18 protein-coding genes, 2 tRNA genes and 2 pseudogenes are annotated in these 23,959 nt (G+C 44.4%); 9 read left to right on the forward strand and 13 right to left on the reverse strand.

Annotation, left to right across the window (positions count from 1 at the left end; translation table 11 throughout):
- Window positions 1-52: 52 nt before the first annotated feature.
- From AAHK14_RS10705 to purF, 3 genes and pseudogenes are all read left to right on the forward strand, one after another.
- Window positions 53-1,063 (forward strand): annotated as a pseudogene (locus AAHK14_RS10705) (quinone-dependent dihydroorotate dehydrogenase); the annotation flags it as partial.
- Window positions 1,064-1,167: 104 nt separating this feature from the next.
- On the forward strand, window positions 1,168-1,671 hold the full coding sequence (locus AAHK14_RS10710; RefSeq protein ID WP_062499396.1) for a CvpA family protein: 504 nt from the start codon (window positions 1,168-1,170) through the stop codon (window positions 1,669-1,671).
- 103 nt (window positions 1,672-1,774) lie between these two features.
- On the forward strand, window positions 1,775-3,289 hold the full coding sequence (gene purF, locus AAHK14_RS10715; protein ID WP_065256411.1) for an amidophosphoribosyltransferase: 1,515 nt from the start codon (window positions 1,775-1,777) through the stop codon (window positions 3,287-3,289).
- 460 nt (window positions 3,290-3,749) lie between these two features.
- Here the strand turns inward: purF and nrdA are convergent, their stop codons facing one another.
- The 9 genes from nrdA to msrB form a co-directional block, all read right to left on the reverse strand.
- Window positions 3,750-6,026: a class 1a ribonucleoside-diphosphate reductase subunit alpha gene (nrdA, locus tag AAHK14_RS10720; protein ID WP_065256412.1), complete on the reverse strand. Its 2,277-nt coding sequence runs from the start codon at window positions 6,024-6,026 to the stop codon at window positions 3,750-3,752.
- Between the two features lie 567 nt (window positions 6,027-6,593).
- Window positions 6,594-7,223 (reverse strand): DUF2057 domain-containing protein, encoded by a 630-nt coding sequence (locus tag AAHK14_RS10725; protein ID WP_065256413.1) that lies wholly within the window; start codon window positions 7,221-7,223, stop codon window positions 6,594-6,596.
- Between the two features lie 74 nt (window positions 7,224-7,297).
- Window positions 7,298-8,065, reverse strand: a complete 768-nt coding sequence (locus tag AAHK14_RS10730) for a DnaA/Hda family protein (protein ID WP_062499406.1) — start codon at window positions 8,063-8,065, stop codon at window positions 7,298-7,300.
- Between the two features lie 107 nt (window positions 8,066-8,172).
- A complete protein-coding gene (locus tag AAHK14_RS10735) occupies window positions 8,173-9,669 on the reverse strand; it encodes a SulP family inorganic anion transporter (RefSeq protein WP_065256414.1) in 1,497 nt (498 codons plus the stop codon).
- A 141-nt stretch (window positions 9,670-9,810) separates the two neighbouring features.
- On the reverse strand, window positions 9,811-10,908 hold the full coding sequence (locus AAHK14_RS10740; protein WP_194092546.1) for an AI-2E family transporter: 1,098 nt from the start codon (window positions 10,906-10,908) through the stop codon (window positions 9,811-9,813).
- Between the two features lie 806 nt (window positions 10,909-11,714).
- Window positions 11,715-11,791: transfer RNA gene (locus AAHK14_RS10745), tRNA-Asp, on the reverse strand.
- Between the two features lie 39 nt (window positions 11,792-11,830).
- A tRNA-Val gene (locus tag AAHK14_RS10750) sits at window positions 11,831-11,906 on the reverse strand.
- A gap of 186 nt (window positions 11,907-12,092) precedes the next feature.
- On the reverse strand, window positions 12,093-12,572 hold the full coding sequence (locus tag AAHK14_RS10755) for a glutathione peroxidase (RefSeq protein WP_065256290.1): 480 nt from the start codon (window positions 12,570-12,572) through the stop codon (window positions 12,093-12,095).
- A gap of 33 nt (window positions 12,573-12,605) precedes the next feature.
- Window positions 12,606-13,028, reverse strand: coding sequence for a peptide-methionine (R)-S-oxide reductase MsrB (gene msrB, locus AAHK14_RS10760; protein ID WP_062499744.1), 423 nt, complete (start codon window positions 13,026-13,028; stop codon window positions 12,606-12,608).
- Between the two features lie 408 nt (window positions 13,029-13,436).
- Here msrB and AAHK14_RS10765 point away from each other — a divergent pair, with 408 nt between their 5' ends.
- A complete protein-coding gene (locus AAHK14_RS10765; protein WP_083108283.1) occupies window positions 13,437-15,023 on the forward strand; it encodes an aminotransferase class I/II-fold pyridoxal phosphate-dependent enzyme in 1,587 nt (528 codons plus the stop codon).
- Between the two features lie 179 nt (window positions 15,024-15,202).
- Here the strand turns inward: AAHK14_RS10765 and AAHK14_RS10770 are convergent, their stop codons facing one another.
- From AAHK14_RS10770 to AAHK14_RS10780, 3 genes are all read right to left on the reverse strand, one after another.
- A complete protein-coding gene (locus tag AAHK14_RS10770) occupies window positions 15,203-16,153 on the reverse strand; it encodes an IS3 family transposase (RefSeq protein WP_115246899.1) in 951 nt (316 codons plus the stop codon).
- Entirely contained in the window at window positions 16,126-16,662 is a 537-nt protein-coding gene (locus AAHK14_RS10775; RefSeq protein ID WP_065256690.1) for a helix-turn-helix domain-containing protein, read from the reverse strand. Before AAHK14_RS10775 ends, AAHK14_RS10770 begins: the two co-directional genes overlap by 28 nt.
- Before the next feature lie 76 nt (window positions 16,663-16,738).
- Window positions 16,739-18,010 carry a divalent metal cation transporter gene (locus AAHK14_RS10780; RefSeq protein ID WP_065256983.1) on the reverse strand — a complete coding sequence of 424 codons (1,272 nt, stop codon included), beginning with the start codon at window positions 18,008-18,010 and terminating at the stop codon, window positions 16,739-16,741.
- Window positions 18,011-18,334: 324 nt separating this feature from the next.
- Here AAHK14_RS10780 and accB point away from each other — a divergent pair, with 324 nt between their 5' ends.
- From accB to AAHK14_RS10805, 5 genes and pseudogenes are all read left to right on the forward strand, one after another.
- Window positions 18,335-18,787 (forward strand): acetyl-CoA carboxylase biotin carboxyl carrier protein, encoded by a 453-nt coding sequence (accB, locus tag AAHK14_RS10785; RefSeq protein WP_062499750.1) that lies wholly within the window; start codon window positions 18,335-18,337, stop codon window positions 18,785-18,787.
- A 16-nt stretch (window positions 18,788-18,803) separates the two neighbouring features.
- Window positions 18,804-19,625, forward strand: a pseudogene (locus AAHK14_RS10790) (biotin carboxylase N-terminal domain-containing protein); the annotation flags it as partial.
- Window positions 19,626-19,776: 151 nt separating this feature from the next.
- Entirely contained in the window at window positions 19,777-20,394 is a 618-nt protein-coding gene (locus AAHK14_RS10795) for a hypothetical protein (protein ID WP_065256984.1), read from the forward strand.
- Window positions 20,395-20,588: 194 nt separating this feature from the next.
- Window positions 20,589-21,821: a virulence factor TspB C-terminal domain-related protein gene (locus AAHK14_RS10800; RefSeq protein WP_156065273.1), complete on the forward strand. Its 1,233-nt coding sequence runs from the start codon at window positions 20,589-20,591 to the stop codon at window positions 21,819-21,821.
- Complete coding sequence (locus AAHK14_RS10805; RefSeq protein WP_065256986.1) at window positions 21,814-22,107, forward strand: DUF2523 family protein; 294 nt, start codon at window positions 21,814-21,816, stop codon at window positions 22,105-22,107. The genes AAHK14_RS10800 and AAHK14_RS10805 overlap by 8 nt, the downstream gene beginning before the upstream one ends.
- Before the next feature lie 142 nt (window positions 22,108-22,249).
- Here AAHK14_RS10805 and AAHK14_RS10810 read toward each other — a convergent pair whose 3' ends face one another.
- Window positions 22,250-23,623: an FAD-linked oxidase C-terminal domain-containing protein gene (locus tag AAHK14_RS10810; RefSeq protein ID WP_065256987.1), complete on the reverse strand. Its 1,374-nt coding sequence runs from the start codon at window positions 23,621-23,623 to the stop codon at window positions 22,250-22,252.
- Window positions 23,624-23,959 lie beyond the last annotated feature (336 nt).

Below are 23,959 nucleotides of genomic sequence, written 5' to 3' on the forward strand. Positions count from 1 at the left end.
GATAGAATGTGTTATAATGTCAAAAGATGTATTTATCCATTTTGAGAGACCCATGTCATATAGTTTGCTTCGCCCTTATCTATTTTCCATGCAACCTGAAAAAGCCCATGAATGGACGCTTGAAAATTTAGAGCGATTGCACAAAGCACGCCTGCTTGGGTTTGCTTATCCACGCCAGTCAATGCCGACCAACTGCATGGGCATTAGCCTGATGAACCCTGTGGGACTGGCGGCAGGGCTTGATAAAAATGGCGAGTATATTGACGCTTTGGCTGAGCTTGGCTTTGGTTTTTTGGAGATTGGTACAGTCACGCCACAACCACAGGCGGGCAATCCACGCCCGAGAATGTTCCGTTTGGCGGACAGTGGGGCGATTATCAACCGTATGGGCTTTAATAACGATGGCGTGGATAAGATGATTGCCAACATTGAGCGTGCCAAATACAAAGGCGTGCTTGGTATTAACATCGGCAAAAATGCGACCACGCCTGTTGAGAATGCTTTGGATGACTATGTGTACTGCTTGGAGCGAGTTTATCCGTACGCCAGTTATATCACGATTAACATTTCTAGCCCCAACACCGCCAATTTACGAACCCTGCAAGGGGCATCTGAGCTGGCTCATCTGTTGGATGGCATTAAGACTTGCCATACAAAACTGGCAAGCGAGCATGGCTACTATGTGCCACTTGCCCTAAAAATCGCCCCTGATTTGGACGAGAGCCAAATAGATGACATCGCCAAAAATCTCACCAACTTTGACATTGATGGGCTGATAGCCACAAATACCACGTTATCACGAGTGGGTGTCGAAGACCAAGAGCATGCCCATGAAGATGGTGGTTTGTCAGGCAGACCGCTTAGTCATCAAAGCACGTTGGTACTGACGGCATTTGCCGAGCGACTGTCGGGCAAGGTGGATTTGATTGGGGTGGGCGGTATTGATACGGGCGATTTGGCGGTGCGTAAGCTGACCGCGGGAGCGACTGCTGTACAGCTGTACTCAGGACTGGTTTATAAAGGTCCTTCGCTCGTGCAGGACTGTGTACAAAGCATTGCCAACTACAAAGAGCGTGCCTTGGTCGTGGCGGATAAATCTGATAGCTTGGATAAAAACGTGGACGATAATGATCCAGACAAAAATGCTTCGGGCGAGCCAAACAAAGCATGAGCATTCTTGATATTGGTATCGCCTTTATGGTGCTTGTTGGGTTGTGGCGTGGTTTTCAAGCAGGGGCGATTAAGACAGCGATGTCACTGGTGGCATGGTTTGTCGCACTCATTGTGGCATCAGCTCTTGCCAAAGAGTTCTCGCCTTTGTTCGTGGGTGTGGTGGATAACGAAGTCTTACAGATTTCGCTGGCGTTTTTGGTGATTGTGCTGATTATTGTGAGTATCACGCACGTTATTTCGTGGCTGGCATTAAAAACCTTAAAATTTTTAAAATTGGGCTTTTTGGATAACATTTTGGGTGGTATCTTGGGGGCAAGTAAGGGCGTATTAAAAGTGCTGATTATCCTAAGTATCGCATCCCCCTTGCTCGTTAAATTGCCCCAATGGCAAGAGTCCATTCTCGCCCAAAACCTACTGCCCCTTGCCCCTGTGGCACAGGCGTTATTGACCGAAGTGCTTGGCGAAGCATGGAACCAAGTGGAAAATCCGTATCAATAGGACGGATTTTTTAATGCAAAAAATTTGTTAAAACTAACTTTGTATTAGTGGTAAATCTCTTTAACCTAATTGGCGTGTTGCCAAACTTTTGGAGTGAGTGACTATGTGTGGTGTGATTGGTGTGTGTGCCCATGAGCCTGTGGGTCAGATGTTATATGATGGCTTGACCATGTTACAACATCGGGGGCAGGACGCGGCAGGGATTGTGACCCTAAAAGATGACCGCCTGTATCTGCGTAAAGACAACGGCATGGTGCGAGATGTGTTTTTAAATAAGCACATGGTGCGTCTGGTGGGGAATTTTGGCATCGGGCATGTTCGCTATCCGACCGCAGGCACGTCAAGCACGGCAGAAGCTCAGCCTTTGTACGTCAATTCGCCCTATGGCATTGCCTTGGCACACAACGGTAACCTAACCAATGCCGAAACCCTTGCCAAAGAAGTCTATGAGCATGACCGTCGTCATTTGAACACCGACTCGGATTCGGAAGTGTTACTCAACATCTTTGCTCATGAATTGCAAAAATTCACCAAAACCAAACTTGCTCCCGATGATATTTTTACCGCCTTACAAGCTGTCTATGACCGCTGTCAAGGGGCGTATGGCGTGGTAGCGATGATGGCGGGGCATGGCATGCTCGCATTTAGAGACCCGAACGGCATTCGCCCACTGGTCTATGGTCGCCGTCTGACTCCTGCTGGCGTGGAGTACATGGTGGCGTCGGAGTCAGTGGCACTGACTGCGTTGGGCTTTGAAGTGGTGCGAGACATCAACCCCGGTGAAGCAATTTTTATTGATTTAAATTATAACTTGCACACCAAACAATGCACCGACAAAATCAAGCACACACCTTGTATTTTTGAATATGTCTATTTTGCCCGTCCTGACAGTATCATCGATAACATCTCGGTGCATAAGGCTCGCATGCGGATGGGGGAGAAGCTCGCTCAGCGAATCATCTCTGAGTGGGGCGAGAATCACGAGATTGACGTGGTTATTCCTATTCCTGATACATCTCGCAACTCGGCATTAGAATGTGCTACTTATCTGGGTGTGAAATACCGTGAAGGCTTTAACAAAAACCGCTATATCGGGCGTACCTTTATCATGCCTGGTCAGTCCATGCGTAAAAAGAGCGTCCGCCAAAAGCTAAACGCCATTCCTTTGGAGTTTAAAAATAAAAACGTCCTACTGGTGGATGATTCTATCGTGCGTGGGACGACCTGCCATGAGATTATTCAAATGGCACGAGACGCAGGGGCGAAAAACGTCTTTTTTGCGTCTGTTGCCCCGCCCGTGATTTTCCCGAATGTCTATGGCATTGATATGCCAGTGCGTAGTGAGCTGATTTCATCGGGGCGTACGGTTGATGAAGTGCGTGAGATTATCGGGGCTGACCGCTTAATTTTTCAAGACTTAGATGATTTGGTGGAAGCGGTAAACAACACTAAATACAGCCGTGTTGATGGCTTTGACTGCTCGGTGTTTGACGGTTGTTATGTGGCAGGGCAGATTACCGAAGAGTATCTACAAGAGCTACAAGCCAAACGTAATGACGGTGCCAAAAAACAGCAAGTGGCAAATAACCCTGTGGACATTACAGGAATTATGGAATAAGTTCATGCTTTGTTTTGTGAAAATAGGTCTTGTCTGTCAAGATCTATTTTTATAGACACCCAAGAAACTTTAAAATTACTGCAAACACAATGATGTTTGGATGTAGGGGCGTGCTGTGCACGCCTTGTGTGGTAATGTCATCAAAGGGTGTACTCAGTACACCTGCAAACCCGTGGCAAATATCAAGTTGGCTGGGTGTGTACATTTGCCCTTTGATAAAGTGTTGATTTTTGGGCGAATTGCAATTCGCCCCTACACGTCCAAATTTTGAAATATATTTCTATTTAACAATTCCGATTTTTCATTAAAAAGGTGCGTGGTACGCACCTTACCATACGACAAATAAATTTTTAAAATTTAGCATTGGTGAAATTGGGGTTAATTGACTATATATTTGCCAACGCTTTGACAAGTCAAAAAAAATAAGCCCAAATCCATGAGCTTATTTTTATGTTATTCATTATAATTTACACGCCCCGCCTGCACAGCCGTCATCTAACTCGCCTTGGCTGTCGTCTGCTCCGTCTCGGGTATTATGATAATACAGGGTTTTTACGCCCAGTTTATAAGCGGTGAGCAGGTCTTGAATCATGATTTTCATGGGGACTTTTCCGCCTTCAAACTTACTAGGGTTATAATTGGTGTTGGCAGAGATGGACTGGTCGATGAATTTTTGCATGATACCAACGAGTTTTAGGTAGCCGTTATTGTCAGGCATTTGCCATAATAGCTCGTATTTATTTGCTAGGTTTTCGATATCAGGCACGACTTGTTTTAAAATACCGTCCTTTGACTGCTTGACCGACACCAAGCCCCGTGGCGGTTCGATACCGTTGGTGGCGTTGGCGATTTGGCTGGATGTCTCAGATGGCATGAGAGCTGACAGGGTGGAGTTACGCAGACCGTGCTGTTTGATGTTGGCACGCAGGGCTTCCCAGTCTAGGTGTAGTGGCTCATTGCAGATGTTATCCAAATCCGCCTTATAGGTATCAATCGGCAAAATGCCTTGGCTGTATGTCGTCTCGCCAAAGGCAGGGCAAGCCCCTTTTTCTTGGGCAAGTTTGTTCGATGCTTCTAATAGATAATACTGGAACGCTTCAAAAGTGCGGTGAGTTAGTCCAATCGCCCCCATGTCCGAGTAGCGTGTGCCGTTTTTGGCAAGATAATAGGCGTAGTTAATCACACCCACACCGAGTGTACGGCGGTTCATACTGCCATTTTTGGCGGCGATGACAGGGTAGTCTTGATAGTCAAGCAAAGCGTCCAACGCACGCACGATAAGCTCGGCAGGCTCTTTCATCTCTTCTAGTTTGTCAATCTTGCCTAGGTTGATGGCGGACAACGTACACAGGGCAATCTCGCCATGCTCGTCATTGATATTATCAAGCGGTTTGGTGGGTAGGGCGATTTCCATGCATAGGTTGGACTGACGAACAGGGGCAACAGACGGGTCAAAGGGGCTGTGCGTGTTGCAGTGGTCAACGTTTTGGACATAGATACGCCCTGTGCTGGCACGCTCTTGGAGCATGAGACTAAACAGCTCGCGAGCAGGGATTTTGCGTTTGCGAATGCTCTCGTCATTTTCATATAAGGTGTAGAGACGTTCAAACTCGGCTTGGTCAGCAAAAAATGCGTCATAAAGCCCTGCCACATCAGACGGGGAGAATAGGGTGATGTCTTCGTTTTTGATGAGTCGGGTGTAGAGTGTTTTGTTAATCTGTACGCCATAATCCATGTGGCGGACACGGTTGTCTTCGACGCCACGGTTGTTTTTTAGGACAAGCAGACTCTCCACTTCTAAATGCCACAGCGGATAAAACAAGGTCGCTGCCCCGCCACGCACACCGCCTTGTGAGCAGGATTTGACCGCTGCCTGAAACATTTTAAAAAAGGGAATACAGCCCGTGTGCTGAGCTTCACCGCCACGAATGGGCGAGCCCAACGCACGAATCGCCCCTGCATTCACGCCAATACCAGCACGCTGTGAGACGTAGCGGACGATGGCGGATGTGGTGGCGTTAATGCTGTCTAGGTTGTCGCCACACTCGATGAGTACGCATGAGCTAAACTGACGGGTGGGGGTACGCACGCCTGACATGATGGGGGTGGGCAGTGAGATGTAGAAGTTGGATGTGGCGTCATAAAAACGTTTGACATAGTCCAGCCGCACCGCTTTATCATAGCTGGCAAATAGGCACATGCCGACCAAAATGTACAAAAATTGGGGGCTTTCATAGACTTTTTTGGTGACACGGTCTTGGACGAGATATTTGCCCATCATCTGCTCAACCGCCGCATAAGCAAGGTTCATGTCACGTTCGTGGTCGATGTAGGCGTTTAGCTCATCAAATTCGGCACGGTCATAATCTGCCAAAATGTGTTTGTCATATTTGCCCATTTCGGTCAAGCGAGCGACATGGTCATACAGATGTGGCGGTTCATAGTCGCCATAGGCAATCTTGCGTAGATGAAAAATGGCAAGACGAGCCGCCAAATATTGATAATCAGGCGTTTCGGCTGAAATCAAGTCTGCTGCTGCCTTGATGATGGTCTCGTGAATGTCACGGGTAGCAATGCCGTCATAAAACTGAATGTGTGATTTTAGTTCCACTTGCGACACGGAGACATTGTCTAGCCCTTTGGCTGCCCATGTGATGACCTTGTGAATCTTGTCAAGGTTGATGGGTTCAAAGGTGCCGTCTCTTTTTTTGACTTTGATTTGGTCGATGTGTGTCATAAAATCACCCGTTTTTGTTGTAAATTGTAAAAAATTACCAAATCTCAATGACTTAGCGATTTTTCTATTTAAAAATTAACCACTAGATGTAGTAATGCATTTCTAAGGTAGCACAATATAGCCTAAAAATTTTTAAAATACTAGCTTGTATTTTGTGCCAATCTGTGATTTTATCATTTTAGCCAAACTTGAAAAACGTACAGAAAAGACAGGGTAAGGCTTTGGGGCTTGTCAAGAGATGGATAAAATTTTTTAAGAAAATTTTGTAAAGAAATTGGGTAAAATTTAATCAATTTGTTAGACAGGCGATTATCATATTTTTGATAAATTTTATAAAAATTATAAAAAACCAACCAGTTGGATTTTTAAAATTTATTTAACATAATCCATTTTTTAGATTCTTATTTTGAAAAGAAAAATGCACGTCAAATCAATCATTATATTTTTAACCATAGAGAATTGTTTTTTTGCTTAATTTCAAAATCATCTCCTTGGCGTATGCAGTTTATAGCCAACAAAAAAGCCGTCCAAAGACAGCTTTTTTAAAATACTTTTAAAATACCTAAATCATTTTTCAACCCATTGGCGGATTTTTTCACGCTCTTCGGGGGTGGCATTGAGCCACAGTTGCATAAAGCCGTCTAGGTTGTCCTTAGGGGCGACCATGGTTGGGGCGGTAGGCTGCGTGGGGGCTTGATTAAGGGCGGCGATGGCTTTTTGGTTGGCTCGGGTGGCGTCATCACGACCGAATAGCCCGCCAATGCTGTCACCCAGTGTTGATAAAATGCCCGTGCGACTCTCTACGGTCTGCTCAGAAGCCAACACTTTGCCATTTTGGCTGATGGCAAGGGTAGGGGCTTTGGCGTATTCTTTGGCATCTCTATAATTGTTTGGCTGATTTGGCATGACCAGCTGATAAGCTTGGTTGTCCGCTAGGTCGGCGGTGATGGTAACGTTACCTGATTTTAGGTAGTCATGCTCGCCACGGGGCAAGTCAAATAAGCGGTCATAGCGAGCGGTGATGACATGGCGACCAGCGTCAAGGGTAAACTCACGTTTGAGTGGTTGCAAAGCCCCGTGTTTAATCTCTTGCCCGTTGATGGCGGTTACTTTGATATGCTCATCCACATTCAGGCGTACCTCGGCAAAAGCAGGGGTGGCAAGTGCGATGGCAAGCAGTAGGCTTAATTTTTTCATGGTATTTCCTATTGGGTGGGTGGAAGTTGGAAAAAGCGAGAAAACGCTAATTATTTAAAATCAGTAAAGCAAAATCAGTCGCTCATGTCATCGATGTAGTCGCCCAGCTCCAAAAGTAAGGTTTCTTTATCGATGATTTTTTTGGTGTCCTCTAAGGTTTTTTTGCTTACGGGCGTGCGTGCCAATCGTGTGAGCAGGGGCGAGATACTGTCTAGCACGCTCATCATGTCCGTGGCATTATAAGGACCATCACTGACCAGATATTCAAAAATAACAGGGGGCAGTCGCCAGTTTTTACGTCTTAGAATGGACTTTAACATTGCCTCACGGTCGGCAGGGTTATCGCCATCGGGCAGTTTAAAGGCAGGGGCAAGCGACAGCCGTGTGAGCAGGTCAAGCAAGTTGATGTCTAACTCACGAGCAGGGTCGTTGGCTAGGAACACGAGCTGTTTTTGTTCACGTCTGACTTCATTTATCAGATGAAACAGCCCCTCTTGCCATTCATGACTGCGTGCTACTGCCTCGACATCGTCTAATATCACAAGGTCAAACAGCTGTAAGCCTTGTAGGGCGGACGCATCATCGCCCTCGCTCTCTATCATTTTGTCAAGCGATAGACTGATGGCGGTTTTGCCTGTTTTGGTGTATTCGTTGTAGATGGCGAGAGCGAGATGGGATTTGCCAGAGCCTTTTTTACCATAGATAAAGATTTCGGGCAACTCGCCTTGGCAGAGCTTTTGGGTGGCGATGATGACTGCTTGATAGCCCACGGACGTAAAATCCGAAAGCCGAGATTCCTCTTGTACATCAAGGTCTAGGGCGGACTGAAAAAGGTCGGTCATGTAAGCTTGGTATCCAAAAGTCTGCTAGAACCGCTCAGCGGTTTTCAACTGATTTAAAAATGTGCTATATATACCAAATTTTTGGCGGTTTTGCAAGTCATATCGCCTTAATGCTCAAAAATAATATCCTTGCCATCATGTTTGTCATGCACGCCAAATTTATCCACCAAGGTTTTGCTGGCTTCATTTAGCCCAAAGACTTCCACCGATACGCCTTTTTTGCGGTATTTCATGACGATTTTGTCAAGGGCGGATACGGCTGTTACGTCCCAAAAATGAGCATAAGTCAAATCAATGCTCACCGCCTTAACAGGCTTATCAAAATCAAACTGAGCGACAAATCTATCAGCACTGGCAAAAAACACCTGCCCCACCACGCCATAGGCGAGCGTGGTCTCATCTGGCGTGGGCAAGGATTGTACCGACATAAAGCGACCGATTTTATTGGCAAAAAACAAAGACGCAAGTAGCACGCCCGCCCCCACGCCAAGGGCTAGATTGTGGGTATATAGCACGATGGCGACCGTGGCAATCATGACGACATTAAAGCCCAAGGGGTGCGTTTTTAGCTCTTTGACCGACTGCCAATTAAACGTGCCGATGGACACCATAATCATCACCGCCACCAGTGCTGGCATAGGAATGACACTTAGCACATCGCTCAAAAACACGACCATAATCAGCAAAATCACACCCGCTAAAAACGTGGATAGACGTGTGCGACCGCCTGATTTGATGTTGATGACCGACTGCCCAATCATCGCACAGCCTGCCATGCCCCCAAAAAATCCCGCCACAATGTTGGCGACCCCTTGCCCTTTGCATTCTTGGTTTTTGTCGCTTGTGGTGTCGGTCATCTCGTCCACGATGGTTGCCGTCATCAAGGATTCAAGCAGACCCACCGCCGATAGGCTAAGTGCATACGGCAAGATAATCCACAATGTTTCCAAATTCAAAGGAATGTCAGGCAACAAAAACACAGGCAACGTATCGGGCAACTCACCCATATCGCCCACCGTCCGCACATCAAGTCCCATCATCACGCTGATGATGGTCAAGGTGACAATGGTAACAAGGGGTGATGGCAGGATTTTGCCAAGCTTGGGAACGTAAGGAAAAGCATAAATAATTCCAAGCCCAAGTGCAATGAGAATATAAGTTGCCATGCCACGCCCCAAAATCTCAGGCAGTTGTGCCATAAAAATCAGTATCGCCAATGCATTGACAAAGCCCACGACCACCGCACGGGCGACAAATTTCATGAGATACCCGACTTTTAAAAAACCAAAAATGATTTGTATCACGCCTGTCAGTAGCGTGGCGGCGAGCATATATTCTAGCCCATGATTTTTGACAAGACTTGCCAAAACAAGTGCCATCGCCCCTGTGGCTGCCGAAATCATGGCAGGGCGACCACCAAAAAAGCTAATCATCACCGCAATGCAAAAGGACGCATACAGCCCCACTTTTGGGTCTACCCCTGCAATGATAGAAAAGGCAATCGCTTCTGGAATGAGTGCAAGGGCGACTACAAGCCCTGACAGCACATCGCCACGGACGTTTGAGAACCATTGGTCTTTGGTAAAGTGGTTAAGAATATTCATCGGTTAAGTCAGTACAGTATCAAAAAACCGCCTATTATAGCGTATCTGCCACCTAAACCCAAATAACCGCCCAAAAAAATAATGGCAAAGACAAACCCTGCCATTATTTATTTTTTAAAAACTCGATAGTGGTTTAAAAATTCACCACAACGTCAGCTGTTTTTGCCCTTTATACCAATCGCTATCCAGATAAGCACAGTACGCATGATGAAACAGGACATTTAAAATCGCTGAGACGGGCAGGGCGATGAGCATACCGACAAAGCCAAACAAAGACGCCCCTGCCAACACCGAGAAAATCACCCACAATGGCGACAGTCCGATTTTATCGCCGAGCAGTAGGGGCTGTAACACATAACCTTCCATTGCTTGACCAACCATAAATGCCCCAATGATAAGACCGATGTAAATGGGGTCAAAACCAAATTGGAACAGCCCCACAACAATCGCCGCAATAATCCCCACACCAAAACCCAGATACGGCACAAAACTTGCCACGCCTGCCCCGATACCGATGAGCAGTCCGAATTTTAGTCCGATGAGTTGTAGCTGTATGGCATAAATTGCCCCAAGCAGTAACATGACACTAAGCTGACCTTTGATAAAGTTCATGAGCGTGGTATCGCAGTCTTTGGCGATTTCTAGGGCTTTTTTTTGATGAGGTTTGGGTATGGCATGCAGCCATGTATTTAGACGTTTTTGCCAGCCGATGAGAAAATAAAACGTCAATATCGGCACCATTACTGCCATGCCAACATTATTTGCCACCATGATGCCTGAGCTTAGCACTTGTTTGATGAGTGACTGGGCATCTGCCACCTGATAATTTTTCTGAGCGTATTCAATGAATGCATTTGAGATGACATCAACTTCAAGCGGCATGGGACGTCCGCCCATGTGCTGACTTATCCATGTTCTTGCTGTGGTGTTATACCACTCTACAAGCAAGGGTAGTGACTCCCACGCCAAAGTGATTTGTTGCCACAATACGGGCACAAACCACACAACCAACGCCCCCGTCAGTAGAATGCTGGCAAAATACACCACCACAATGGCAAGCATGCGATTCATGTAACGAGCCAATCGTGTTACCAACGGGTTTAGCATGTATGCCAAAATAAACGCCGCCACAAAAGGCAAAATCACCGCACGCATGAGATACAGGGCGTACAGAAAAATCACCCAAAACAGCACAATCAGTATTCGGCGAAAAAAGGGGTCAAGGGTACGATGTCGCATGATAAAATAGCACAAAAAAGTGGGCAAATATCCGCCTATTTTATGCTATTTTTACCAAAAAGGTAAGTTATTTATGATGAATTTTGTAAAAATAAATGATAGGGCGTGCTGAACATTGATAACATTTTTATAAATAGACTTCTTTCCAAACCCTGATTTTTATGGATTTTTAAAAACTTCAACCCCAATACTTATAAGGGTTTATTTTTAGTTTGGAAAGAGATTTAATATAATCAAAGAACTTTAAAATCACCACAAATTTATGATGTTTGGGTGTAGGGGCGCGCTGAGCACGCCTATAAAAATCGCTGTGTCATCAAAGGATGTGCGGAGCCAGTCCTACAAAGCTTGTGGTAAATATCAAATTCGTTGGGTGTAAGATGAAAATTTAATGTTTTAAATCAATTTTTGCATGAAAAAATGGCTATCTGACCACTTAATTTAAAAAATTAAGTAAAACTCTTAAAATTTACCCAGTTAATTTTTGAAAGATTTTTTGAAAATTTATTGGCAAATAATTGGGGCGTGTTGAACATTGATAACATTTTTATAAAATAAGATGAAAATTTAACGCTTTTATCAATTTTTGCATGAAAAATGGCTAAATCTTGTTTTTCATCGTCAAAAACTTGTCTGATAGAAGACTCACAGCCTTTGTTTTTTCCTTGAAAAACGTGCGATTTTTCTCATTTTTCATTGCAAATACCAAAGTTCAACACGCCCTGATAAATAGACAGGCAAAAGACATAAAAAAATCCCTAAGTCAGGGGAGACTTAGGGGATAAACTGGAAAAACCAGTTAAAAATGGCGCAGCGGACGGGACTCGAACCCGCGACCCCCGGCGTGACAGGCCGGTATTCTAACCAACTGAACTACCGCTGCTAAGGTCACTAATCTTTTTTAACCATAAAAGATTTAAAATGGTGGGCGGTAACGGATTCGAACCGCTGACCCTCTGCTTGTAAGGCAGACGCTCTACCAACTGAGCTAACCGCCCGAACTTAACTTACTTAACTGTTTTAATAAACAATTTAAACCATGTTTATTTGTTATGTATGTCGTTCGTTGTGGTGCGTATTATATAGATTTTTTGGTGGGTGTCAAACACTTTTTGCAAAAAATTTTGAATTTTTTTATAAGTGTTTGATTTTTATTAAATTAAAAGCTATATAAATTTGCCAATTTAAGCCAATGCTTTGACAATATCATCTTCCAAACTCTCAGGTTTGGTGGTGGGGGCGTAGCGGTCTAGCACCTTGCCATGACGACCGACCAAAAATTTGGTGAAGTTCCACTTGATTGCATCGGTCAAAATTCCGCCTTGCTCGCGCTTTAAAAACTCAAAAATCGGGTGAGCGTTGTCGCCATTGACATCAACCTTGCTCATCATCAAAAAGTCCACGCCATAGTTCATTTCACAAAAACTTGCAATGCTAGTTTCGTCATCGGGTTCTTGTCCGCCAAACTGATTGCAAGGAAAGCCGATGACAACCAAACCTTTGTTATGGTATTTTGCGTGTAATTCTTGCAAACATGCAAGCTGTGGCGTAAATCCACATCTGCTGGCGGTATTGACAATGAGCAATACTTTGTTTTTAAAATCGGCAAAATTAACCACATTGCCACGAATGTCGGTGGCGGTAAAGGTGTAAATGGTTGTCATAGATTTTCCTAAATTATTGATAATTATAACAAATTATTGATTTTCAAGGTGAATGGACGCTGAGTTAATGCAATATCTCATGCCTGTGGTCTCTCTTGGTCCGTCTGGAAAAACGTGTCCCAAATGTCCACCACAATTGGTACAAGTCACTTCAATACGTCTCATGCCGTGCGACAAATCAAGCGTCTCGGTCAGGGCGGTATCACTGATTGTTTTGTCAAAACTTGGCCAGCCACAGCCTGAGTGGTATTTGTTATCGCTGTCAAACAGCTTGGCATTACAGCCCTTACAGCGATACACGCCCTTATCAAACACATCGGTATAAAGACCAGTAAAAGCTCGCTCGGTGCCTTTTTCACGCAAAACATGATATTCATCATCGCTTAGGCGGTTTTGCCAGTCTTGTTCGGTTAATTGGGCGATTTCATCGGGGGTTAGGGTGTTGTCAGATAGCATAAATGTTTCCTAATCAAAAATGCAAGTGTAGCATAATTTGACACGGTGGCAAATTGGCTTTTTGTAACGGCTTTTTGGTGGTAAAAGGGTAGGGCTTGGGGTATAATGAAAATAAACACAAAAGGTAGCATATGTGGCTAAAATTACTTCCTTATATCCAATTTATTTGCTTTATTATCTTTGTTATAGGGGTAATAAAATATGCAATTAGAACAAAGACATTTTTTATCATGCCAAACATGAAACACCCAAAACACACCAAAGATGAAATTATTTTAAGCGCTTTTGGACTGCTTGGCTTTGTTATTAGCAGTAATTTAAGGGGATTTTTGGACATATAACAAAATCGCTTGCAAAATCCCCCAAACAGGCGTATGATAATTGCAACTTTTACTTGCAATGACCGCCATGACCACCAACACCCACCCACCAAATACGCCCACCACGCAGGGCGAACGCCTAAAACAGCTCCGCAAATCCTTAGGATTATCCGCCCAAACCCTAGCCGATAAGTTAAACGCCCACGGTGCGTCCGTCAGTCGTGGGGCGATTGCCAATTGGGAATGCGACAAAAATGGCATCACAAGTAGCAAGCTCCCCATTGTCGCCCAAGTGCTAGGCACGACCGAAAACTATCTTTTGACAGGCAACGTATCGGCAAATCCAACCGCCAATAACGCCAGTCAAGAGATTGATTTTCAAGAGATTGATTTACAAGACAATTTATCAAATTCACACAATCATTCTCACAAGGTAGCCCTCATGAAGCCTTTAAAAAAATCCGCCAAACTTGCCAACGTCTGCTATGACATTCGTGGTGAACTTTTGCAAACCGCCAACCGCATGGAAGCCGAAGGTCAGCGTATCATCAAGCTAAACATTGGCAATCCTGAACCCTTTGGGCTGTTGCCCCCTGATGAGATTGTGCAAGATGTGGCGATGAACTTGCATAATGCGTCTGGTTATTCGGATTCCAAGGGGATTTTTTCGGCTCGTAAGGCGATTTTGCAATATTATCAAGCCAAAGGTCTGCTGTCGGCGACTGATGTTAATGATGTGTATATTGGTAATGGCGTGTCGGAGCTGATTGTCATGACCTTGCAAGCCCTGCTTGATGACGGCGATGAAGTGCTTATCCCTATGCCTGATTATCCGCTATGGACAGCGTCCGCCAACCTAGCTGGGGGCAGGGCGGTGCATTATCGCTGTGTCGAAGAAGACAACTGGCACCCCGATTTGGCGGATATTGAGAGTAAAATCACCGACAAAACCAAAGCCATTGTTATCATCAACCCCAACAACCCCACAGGGGCGTTGTATAGCAAGGAAATCTTAGAGCAGATTGCCGATTTGGCAGTCAAGCACGGCTTGGTTATCATGGCGGACGAGATTTATGACCGTATTTTGTATGATGATGCCGTGCATACGCCCATGTGTACGATTACCGATAAGACGCTCGTTTTGACGTTTAATGGCTTGTCAAAATCGCACCGCATTGCAGGCTATCGCTCGGGCTGGGTTATGTTGTCGGGCAAAAAAGACCATGCAGGAGACTTTATTGAAGGCTTGACCATGCTTGCCAGTATGCGACTGTGTGCCAACGTGCCTGCCCAATACGCCATACAGACGGCAATGGGCGGTTATCAGTCCATGCAAGCTCTGACCGCACCGACAGGGCGACTGTACAAACAGCGTGAAATGGCAGTCTCTCGCCTAAATGCCATTAAGGGCATTAGCTGTACCAAACCGCAAGGGGCGTTTTATTGCTTTGCTAAGATTGACAGAGATATCTATCCCATTGAAAATGATATGAATTTTATGATGGATTTACTTATCCAAGAAAAAGTTCTAATGGTGCAAGGCACGGGTTTTAATTGGGATAAGCCCGACCATTTTAGGGTGGTATTTTTGCCCAATTTGATAGATTTAGAAGATGCGATGGATAGGCTGGATAGATTTTTTGCCAATAAACGTAAGGAATTTGGCACGGAATAGGGTAGGGTACAAGGAAAACCGCTCAAAGTGAGCTAAGTCGAACCACAACGTTTTCGTTACCCTTCGACAAGCTCAGGGCGAACGGAAAACCTAGTTTGGCATACTTTTTAGGCTACCACCCAAAAATAAAGGGCGATTGATGTGAACCGACCCCCAAATCTTAGACATAAGATTAAAGGTTAGGTTGTTGCAAGTGGTTGTATTAACCCTAATTGGACTAAGTTTCTGTACTTAACAGGACTTAGTCCTTTTAATTTGCTCTTTATTCTATCATGATTGTAGTAGTGTATGTACTCATCAATCACTTGTTTAAGTTCATCTGTTGATGTAAATGTGGTTGTCTCATAAAATATCTCTTGTTTTAGCGTACCAAAGAAGCTCTCTATCACAGCATTATCCAAACAATTGCCTTTTCTTGACATGCTTTGGGTTAAGCCTTGTTCTTTTAGGGTTTGTTGATACTGGTGCATTTGATAGTGCCAGCCTTGGTCTGAATGAATGATGGGTTTGTCATCCATCTTTTCTTGGCTTAGCTTGGATAGGGCATCATTTAACATCTCTTTGACCAACTCATACGTTGGTCTGTCCTTCATCGTATAACTGACAATCTCACCATTAAACAAGTCGATGATGGGCGATAGGTAGAGTTTTCTTTGAATGACACTGCCATCATTTGCCTTGTCTTGTACTTTAAACTCGGTGATGTCTGTTGCCCACTTTTGATTGGGTTTGTCTGCTTTAAAGTCTCTTTTGAGTATATTGTCCTGAATGGTATCTTTGCCCATTGTGCCTTTGTAAGTATTAAACTTACGTTGACGACGAACCAATGCTTTGAGTCCAAGTTTAGCCATCAGTCGTTGCACTCGTTTATGATTAATGACCATGCCTTTTTGGGCAAGCTGATTGTTAAGCTCTGATGTGATTCTACGATAACCATACCTGCCCTTGTGTTGGTGGTAGATGTGGTTAATGTGTTCTTTTAAGTCAAGGTCTTTGTCAGGCTTTGTACTTTGACGAATGTGGTAATAAAACACACTTCTTGGCAAGTTTGACACTGCCAATAAGTCAGCAAGTTTGTGCTTATGCCTTAATTCTTGGATGATCAGGACTTGTTCTTTGTTTGTACTGATTGTTCCTTTTGACGAATTAAGGCATCTAGCTTTTTTAGATAGTCATTCTCTGCTCTAAGATAGGCAAGTTCATCAAGCAAATCATCCACACTTTTTTCGTGGTCTTGTTTGGTTTTCCAAGTTGATTTGGTTTTATTAGCGTTGTGTTTGTTTGACATTGCTTTTTTGCCTTTGGGTTTGGGTATTAGTCCCATTATACCAAAGGCTTGGTAGGACTTTAACCAAGTTGACAGTAAAGAAGGTTGTGGCAGATTAAGCTCTATGGCAAGTTGTGTAAGCGATTTGCCCTGTTGTATGGCTTGAACGGCATTAAGCTTAAAATCTGTGTCATAGACAGCCTTTGTGTGTCGTCTTTTTATGCCATCAATGCCATGTGCTTGATAGAGTTTAACCCATAGCTCTACGGTTGTGTGGTTTAGATTAAAGTGTTTGGCGGTTTGTTTGTAGCCATGATGATTAAGATAATACCCAATCACAGACAGTTTAAAGTCGGTTGTGTATTTTGCCATAAAAAGCACCCCAAAGGTTAGTGTGTCTAACTTTTGGGGTGCGGTTCAATGTCGCCCTTTTTGATGTGTTTTTGTTTTAACCAATAATCCCAAAAAACTGCAATAAAAACAATCCTGCAAATCCCGCCAAAAAGGCAATGCCAAGCAGGGCGTAGATGTTCATCTTTGGGGTAAGTAGGTTTTCAGATTTTGCCAAAGAGTAGTTCAGATAAGCAAAAATCGGAGCGGAGACAAATGAGCTAATCATCGCAAATTTGAGCAGACTTGCCATTTGTCCTGCAAACACGTTAATCAAGATGAATCCACCGATAACCATGGCAGTCGTCCAGCGTATGACGTATTTTTCGGTAAGCTCGGTTGTGCCTGTTTTGATGAGCGACAGACTCTCGGCATTGGTACGCCCATAGCCGTCTGCACTCGTGATGACCGTGCCAAACATACACAAAAAAGCGATGAATGCCACGAGAATTTTTGACCAGTTGCCAATGGTCTCTGTGTACATATGTACAAGCTGACCGATGTAAGCTCCGCCTTTGGTGGCAATCTCTTCGCCTGTGCCGTACTGTACAAACACGCCAAGCGTCAAGAAAAACAACGCCAAAATCGCCGATGTAAAGTAGCCCACGTTAAAATCCACCACGCCTTGAAAATGGCTTGTGTGGTCGGTGCGAATTTTTTTGGATGTCCAGACGGATGTGATGACCGAGAATTCAAGCGGAGCAGGCATCCAGCCCATCAGAGCGATGATAAAGCCCAAAGACGCCAAATTCCAAGGCGACATCGGCACAAAATCAGAGGTGACTTCTTTGGGCGACATACCTGCGATAATAACCGCTGCAATGGTGGCAACCGTCAATGCTAGGATAATCCACTTTGAGATGTTATCCAAAACCTTATAATGCCCTGCAATGAGTAGCCCCCATGAGACCGTCATCACGATGATGGATAGAACAAGTGGATTTAGCTCAAAGGGCAAAATAAAGCCCAAAATGGTCGCACAGAGCAGGGCGACTGCCCCTGTGGTTATCACACCTGACACAACAGATAAGCCAAAAAATGCCCAAAGATAGGCTTTGGATTTTTTGGCATAACCTACCACAAGGCTGTCGCCTGTTTTGTAGGCGTATTCTGTACCAAAGCGGTAAAAGGGGTATTTAAAAAAGTTGGCAAGCACAATCATAATGGCAAGTTGCCAACCGTATAATGCCCCAGCTTGGGTGGACGATACAAGGTGCGAACCACCAATGGCGGCGGACGCCATAAGAATGCCTGGTCCGAAGGCCCTCCAAGTGAGTTTTTGTGTTTGTGTGTTGGTCTGTGGCGATATGCTTTGTTCGGCTGTTGTCATGTTTATTCTCAAATAAAAAAACTATCAATCAACAAAGATATAAAATATAGATAAATAAGATAACATAGTTTATACAGAATAAAAAGTGAAATATTTTTGAGATAGGTTGAATAAAATGGTGTTGTTTAGGCACTCTTCCCGATAGGTCAGGGGTGAAAAGTTTGCCCATCTACCATCAGTCAAAAACTTGCCCCATTTAGCGAGATATTTATAAAAATCAAATACTTGTATTTATAACACATGCATGACCTATCAAAATGTCTAGACAAATTTGCAAAACTTTTTTATAATCACAGTCCCACCCACACATTTTTAGGGACAATAATGAACATCGATTTTGACAACTTAGCCCGCCTTATCAAGCTGACCGAGACCGCCCAAATTCACTCGCTAGAAATCCAAGACGGCACACAAACCATCAAACTTACCAAATACCCATCTGATACGCCACCTGCTCCTGTTGGACACATCGCTCCTGTGCCAACAGCCGACACAGCCCCCACCAGAGCCACTCAAACACCCGACAATCCAAGTGCCAAACACACCATCACATCGCCCATGCTGGGGACATTTTATCGCAAATCCGCCCCCGATAGCCCAAATTTTGTGGAAGTGGGCGACACCATCAAGGCAGGCGACACCTTGTGTATTGTAGAAGCGATGAAAATCATGCACGAAGTCAAGGCGGACACCGATGGCGTGGTGGCTGAGATTTTGGTAGAAGAAGGTGACATGGTGGAATATGATGCACCATTGTTTGTCATCGATAACAAATAGACAACAAGGACAGTCCATGAACCCAACTCCCTTCAAAAAAATTCTCATCGCCAACCGTGGCGAGATTGCCCTAAGAATTATCCGTGCTTGCCGTGAGCTTGGCATTACATCGGTGCTTGTGCATTCTACTGCCGACAAGGACAGCTTGCCTGCCCGTCTTGCTGATGAGACGGTGTGTATTGGCAGTCATCTGCCCAAAGATAGCTATCTAAACCAGCGTGCCATCGTATCGGCAGCCGAGCTTTTGGGGGTGGACGCCATTCATCCTGGTTATGGGTTTTTGAGCGAAAATGCCGATTTTGCCGAATTTGTCAGCGAGCAGGGGTTTGTGTTTATTGGCCCTACCGCCCAAAATATCCGCATGATGGGCGATAAAGTCGCCGCCAAAAACACCATGATAGCCTCAGGCGTACCGTGCGTGCCAGGCTCTGATGGGGCGTTGCCTGATGATGACGAACAAATCATCAAAATCGCCCAAGATGTGGGACTACCTGTCATCATCAAAGCCGCTGGCGGTGGCGGTGGTCGTGGCATGAGAGTCGTTGAGAGTATGGACGAGCTATTGTCTGCGGTCGCCATGACCAAAAAAGAAGCAATGAGTGCCTTTGGTAATCCTGTGGTTTATATGGAGCGATACCTAAAAAACCCACGCCACATTGAAATTCAAGTCATCTCAGACACGCACGGCAACGCCATTCATCTGGGCGAGCGAGACTGCTCCATGCAACGCCGTCATCAGAAAGTCATCGAAGAAGCCCCTGCTCCCTTTATCAGCGATGACGAGCGTGCCAAAATCGGACAAGCGTGTGTCAAGGCGTGCCTTGATATGGGCTATCGTGCCCACCATCATCACCATCCAATCTGCCATCTGGGAATACATCAGAAAAGACAAAGACGGCCAAGACCTAAAAGTCACGCAAGACCGCCTAAAAATCAACTTTACAACCGAAAAAACAGAAAACCTAGAAACAGTGGATGTCATTTACAACATGAATGATGAACCTGTCAAAGAGGGGGCTGTGCTTTCAAACTTTGTGCCTATTTTGAACCTGATGGACAGCAACGGCAACCAAGGTTTTTCCTCAAAACGTGGGGTTGTGCCTAACAAAATTTGGAATGCTGAAAAAAAATCATGGGAAACAGTCAATGAGGAATATGACCATGATGAAAACATGATTAATAAACGCATCGGCGTGATTTTTTTCCAAAACTGGTATGTGAACGCAGAGAACGAACTCAAATCGAACACAAAAATCTATACAGTATATAGCGAAAAAGGTCGTCAAACAGGGGGCGACATCGCCATTGATAAGACCTATGAGCCTGATGACAACAAACACTTAAAAGAGCTGTGCCAAGAGGCTTTACAGGTTTCCTTGTCTCGTAAAGAAAAGGCTTTGGCCAAGCAAAAAGCCCAGTTCAAAGAACTGGAAAAGGCTAAAAAACCCCTGCCTAATGTACAATTAGGGTCGTACGACAACGCCAAAGAAGTGGATGAGGTAACGCCTAAGGCGGAAAAGTACGCCAAACCTGCATCTCATGACCTTGAAGTGGATTTAAGTGATGCGGACATTGAGCGAGAACTCAGTGGGGACAGCGACAGCTAATTAGGGTTCTCGCCTGCCAAAATCTACCAAAAAATAAGCCCATGAAACATCATGGGCTTATTTTTATTGGGCTATTTATCATCGTCATCCGTGGATGCGTTCGGTGCGTTGTTTTTGGTTAAAGGATTAGAGATGTCGGGCGTGCCTTTGTTATCAAAATAACGAGGGCAATCTTTACCTGTATCACAAGACCATTGAATATAAGGTTTGGGGTTGCTGTTAAAGTTGGTAAAGTCGGCAGGGCTTTAACGCCTGCTGGTGCTTTGGCTTGGTGTATTTCAAACAAAAAGAAATGCGATGATATCATTGATGATACTGTTGAAATTGTCTGCGATGTCTCAGGGGTTTGTACTGCTGAACGCAAAGACGACGATTACAATAACGACTCAAATTTATCAGACGAAAAATGTCTAATGTATTCAACTGATGGCGATTATTACTATGACTTATCTAAAGTGTTAAATGATGCCAAAGAACGAGTTCAAAAATCATCTGGCAAAACATTGATAATGTCACAGCGTGATATTATTGAACTCCAAAATAAATCTAAGTCTTTATTTAATTCTTCAAACTCTGGTGCTGGCTCTGACTACGTCAGATTATATTATAAGCAGGGTGATGAATATAAACAGCATACTGTATCAATCAAAGTTTCTTATAAGACGTTATCAAATGATAATTGCAATCCTGGCTCCGACAATGTCAATTCTGAAAAAAACCACAAACAGTTATCAAAAGATGAGCTAACAGCACTCGCTAAAAAAATCGCTGAAAAAATGGACGATGACGATATCAAAAACTACTACAACACAAAGTATGACGATATCATCATCAATAACAATCACTACTACGGCGATGAAATTAACAGAGAAACAAACATTGACAAGTATTGTGAGTCTAACGCTTGCAATGAAATATCAAAAGAAATTGAGCAAGACATCAAAGATAAAAAATATGACATTGACGACGTTAATGAAAAAAATTGCACTATGGAAGAAAACACAGGCAAATACATAGCTTGTAACATGACAATCAATAACGAAGAAGAAAACACCCAGACACCGCCCAAAGACGATACAGACACACCCAAAAAAGAAGATGATGACCCTTTAAGCTGTGATAGTTCCAAATTTCATAAAAAAATTTGTGAATGGATGGACTGGACACAAGATGACTTAGAAGTACCAGATGAAGACAAACCAAAGATTAAAGATTTATCAGATGATTTACAAATAGATAAAAATCGTGTTAATTTCGGTCGTGCTTGTCCCGTGGGCGATAATCTAGCTTTATCACTGCATGGGATTAGCATATCGCACCAAATTAGCTATCAGGGGCTTTGTGATGCGTTTACTACCATGCGTCCGTTCATCATTGGCATTGGTGGCATTATTTCTGTGATGATTATTGGGGGTCGCCGTGTCTAGTCTAGCCAATCTTATTTATAATGTCGGTGATAAACTCCTACAAGTTGGCATAAAAAAAGCCCTTGCCGGTGCCGGTCTTGGTCTTGCTACTTATGCCGGCGTATCAGAGATGTTAGATAAGATGATATCAGAAGCCAATGCCATGCTTGCAAGCGGTGACGGCAAAATTTTATCACTTATCGGCTTAACTGGCATTGATGTCGCTTTAAGCATGATTTTATCTGCGTGCGTGATTCGTGCAACGATTTCTACTTCATCAGTCTTTGTTACAAAACTTGACAAATAACCATTGGGACTACTTCGCATAATATATATTATGTTAAATAGTAAATATCGCACCACATTCAGTCAGCCCCATTTAAACACAGACATCCCCTGTCTGTCCCCTGTCTGTGTTTGGATTTTCCATAATAATTCATCATAATCCATCATTCCCAAATCTTATCAGGATTCATGATGTTTTTGGGGTCGATGGCAGATTTGATGGCTTTCATGACTGCCAAAGCACCACCATGCTCTTTTGCCATGTATTTACGTTTGCCTTGCCCCACGCCATGCTCGCCTGTACAGGTGCCATCCATATCAATGGCACGCTCGGCAAGACGTGATAGGATTTCTTTGGCGTGTATCACTTCACGCTCATCATCCATGTCCACCAATAACAGCACATGAAAATTGCCATCGCCCACATGACCCACCACAGGCCCTAACATGCCACGCATCTCTATGTCCTTGACCGTCTCAGTTACACACTCAGCAAGGCGTGAAATCGGCACGCACGCATCGGTAGATAGCCCGCTGGCAGTCGGGCGTAAAGCACGGCTGGCATGATAGGCGTTGTGGCGTGCCGTCCAAAGCTGTTTACGCTTACTCTCATCCGTATCCCACGCAAAATCCTGACCGTCAAAGTCAGCAATAATATCCCCGAACAGCTGTGCCTGTTCTGCCACGCCTGCATTAGTGCCGTGAAATTCCACCAGTAGCGTGGCGGTCTCTTTGAGCGACAGCCCAGAATAAGCGTTGCACGCCTTGATTTGTGTGGCGTCCAGCAGTTCGATACGAGCAATCGGCAAGCACATCTGTATCGTCGCCATCACCGCCTGACACGCCCTATCCACATCGGGAAAATGACAAATGCCACTGCCGATACACTCAGGCAAACCAAACAGCTTCACCGTAATCTCAGTCACTATCCCAAGCGTGCCTTCGGAGCCGATGATGAGCCGTGTCAAATCATAGCCTGCCGATGATTTTTTGGCACGACTGGCGGTGCGGATAATCTCACCATCAGGCATGACTACTTCAAGCGACAGCACCACATCTTTCATCGTGCCATAACGCACGGCATTGGTGCCACTGGCACGAGTCGCCACCATTCCACCAAGCGTGGCATTCGCCCCAGGGTCGATGGGGAAAAACAGCCCCGTGTCTTTTAGGTATTGATTAAGAGCTTCTCGGGTCACGCCTGCCTGCACAGTGGCGGTCAAATCTTCACTATTGACCTGCAAAATCGCATCCATCTGACTCATGTCAATGCACAGCCCGCCATGCGGAGCATTTAACTGCCCTTCTAGTGACGAACCTATCCCAAAGGCGATAACAGGCATGCCGTGAGCATGGCAAATTTTGACTGCATCGGCAACGTCTTCTTTGGATGTGGCGGTCAGCACCGCATCGGCAGGTTCGTTATCTAACCATGTCATGGTATGGGCGTGCTGCTCTCTAATGGTTAGATTGGTACTAAGAGCGGTGCCAAAACGGGCTTGTAATTCGCTGATGGCGGCGGCAAATCTGGCGGTCATGGGGTGTCCTTGTGGATATGGAATGAATGGTAAATACAGGGCGTAAAATAAAATTATCCTTGATTTGTCAGGGTTTTGCAAGTGCATTTATCAAAAAGTGTAGGCTTGGATAGACCTTACTGCTTTGTTATAAAAATTTAAAATATTTGTTTCTTTTTGTAGATAAAACTGCATAAATATCATGCATTTTTAAGATAAAATTGTCGATTTTTAAAATTTTAATAATAAATATTTATCATTTTAACAAAAAACAATCAGTTTTCATTTTTAAGGTAACCCTAATTGACAAATTTTGTAAAAATTTATACAATAACATAACAATAATTATTACTATTT

Source organism: Moraxella sp. K1664 (assembly GCF_039693965.1).
Taxonomy (GTDB): domain Bacteria; phylum Pseudomonadota; class Gammaproteobacteria; order Pseudomonadales; family Moraxellaceae; genus Moraxella.

Excerpts from the sequence above, each read along its gene's own strand:
- AAHK14_RS10710 (WP_062499396.1), top strand. The coding sequence starts at position 1,168 with ATGAGCATTCTTGATATTGGTATCGCCTTTATGGTGCTTGTTGGGTTG.
- purF (WP_065256411.1), top strand. The coding sequence starts at position 1,775 with ATGTGTGGTGTGATTGGTGTGTGTGCCCATGAGCCTGTGGGTCAGATG.
- nrdA (WP_065256412.1), bottom strand. The coding sequence starts at position 6,026 with ATGACACACATCGACCAAATCAAAGTCAAAAAAAGAGACGGCACCTTT.
- AAHK14_RS10725 (WP_065256413.1), bottom strand. The coding sequence starts at position 7,223 with ATGAAAAAATTAAGCCTACTGCTTGCCATCGCACTTGCCACCCCTGCT.
- AAHK14_RS10730 (WP_062499406.1), bottom strand. The coding sequence starts at position 8,065 with ATGACCGACCTTTTTCAGTCCGCCCTAGACCTTGATGTACAAGAGGAA.
- AAHK14_RS10735 (WP_065256414.1), bottom strand. The coding sequence starts at position 9,669 with ATGAATATTCTTAACCACTTTACCAAAGACCAATGGTTCTCAAACGTC.
- AAHK14_RS10740 (WP_194092546.1), bottom strand. The coding sequence starts at position 10,908 with ATGCGACATCGTACCCTTGACCCCTTTTTTCGCCGAATACTGATTGTG.
- AAHK14_RS10755 (WP_065256290.1), bottom strand. The coding sequence starts at position 12,572 with ATGACAACCATTTACACCTTTACCGCCACCGACATTCGTGGCAATGTG.
- msrB (WP_062499744.1), bottom strand. The coding sequence starts at position 13,028 with ATGCTATCTGACAACACCCTAACCCCCGATGAAATCGCCCAATTAACC.
- AAHK14_RS10765 (WP_083108283.1), top strand. The coding sequence starts at position 13,437 with ATGACCACCAACACCCACCCACCAAATACGCCCACCACGCAGGGCGAA.
- AAHK14_RS10775 (WP_065256690.1), bottom strand. The coding sequence starts at position 16,662 with ATGGCAAAATACACAACCGACTTTAAACTGTCTGTGATTGGGTATTAT.
- AAHK14_RS10780 (WP_065256983.1), bottom strand. The coding sequence starts at position 18,010 with ATGACAACAGCCGAACAAAGCATATCGCCACAGACCAACACACAAACA.
- accB (WP_062499750.1), top strand. The coding sequence starts at position 18,335 with ATGAACATCGATTTTGACAACTTAGCCCGCCTTATCAAGCTGACCGAG.
- AAHK14_RS10795 (WP_065256984.1), top strand. The coding sequence starts at position 19,777 with ATGAATGATGAACCTGTCAAAGAGGGGGCTGTGCTTTCAAACTTTGTG.
- AAHK14_RS10810 (WP_065256987.1), bottom strand. The coding sequence starts at position 23,623 with ATGACCGCCAGATTTGCCGCCGCCATCAGCGAATTACAAGCCCGTTTT.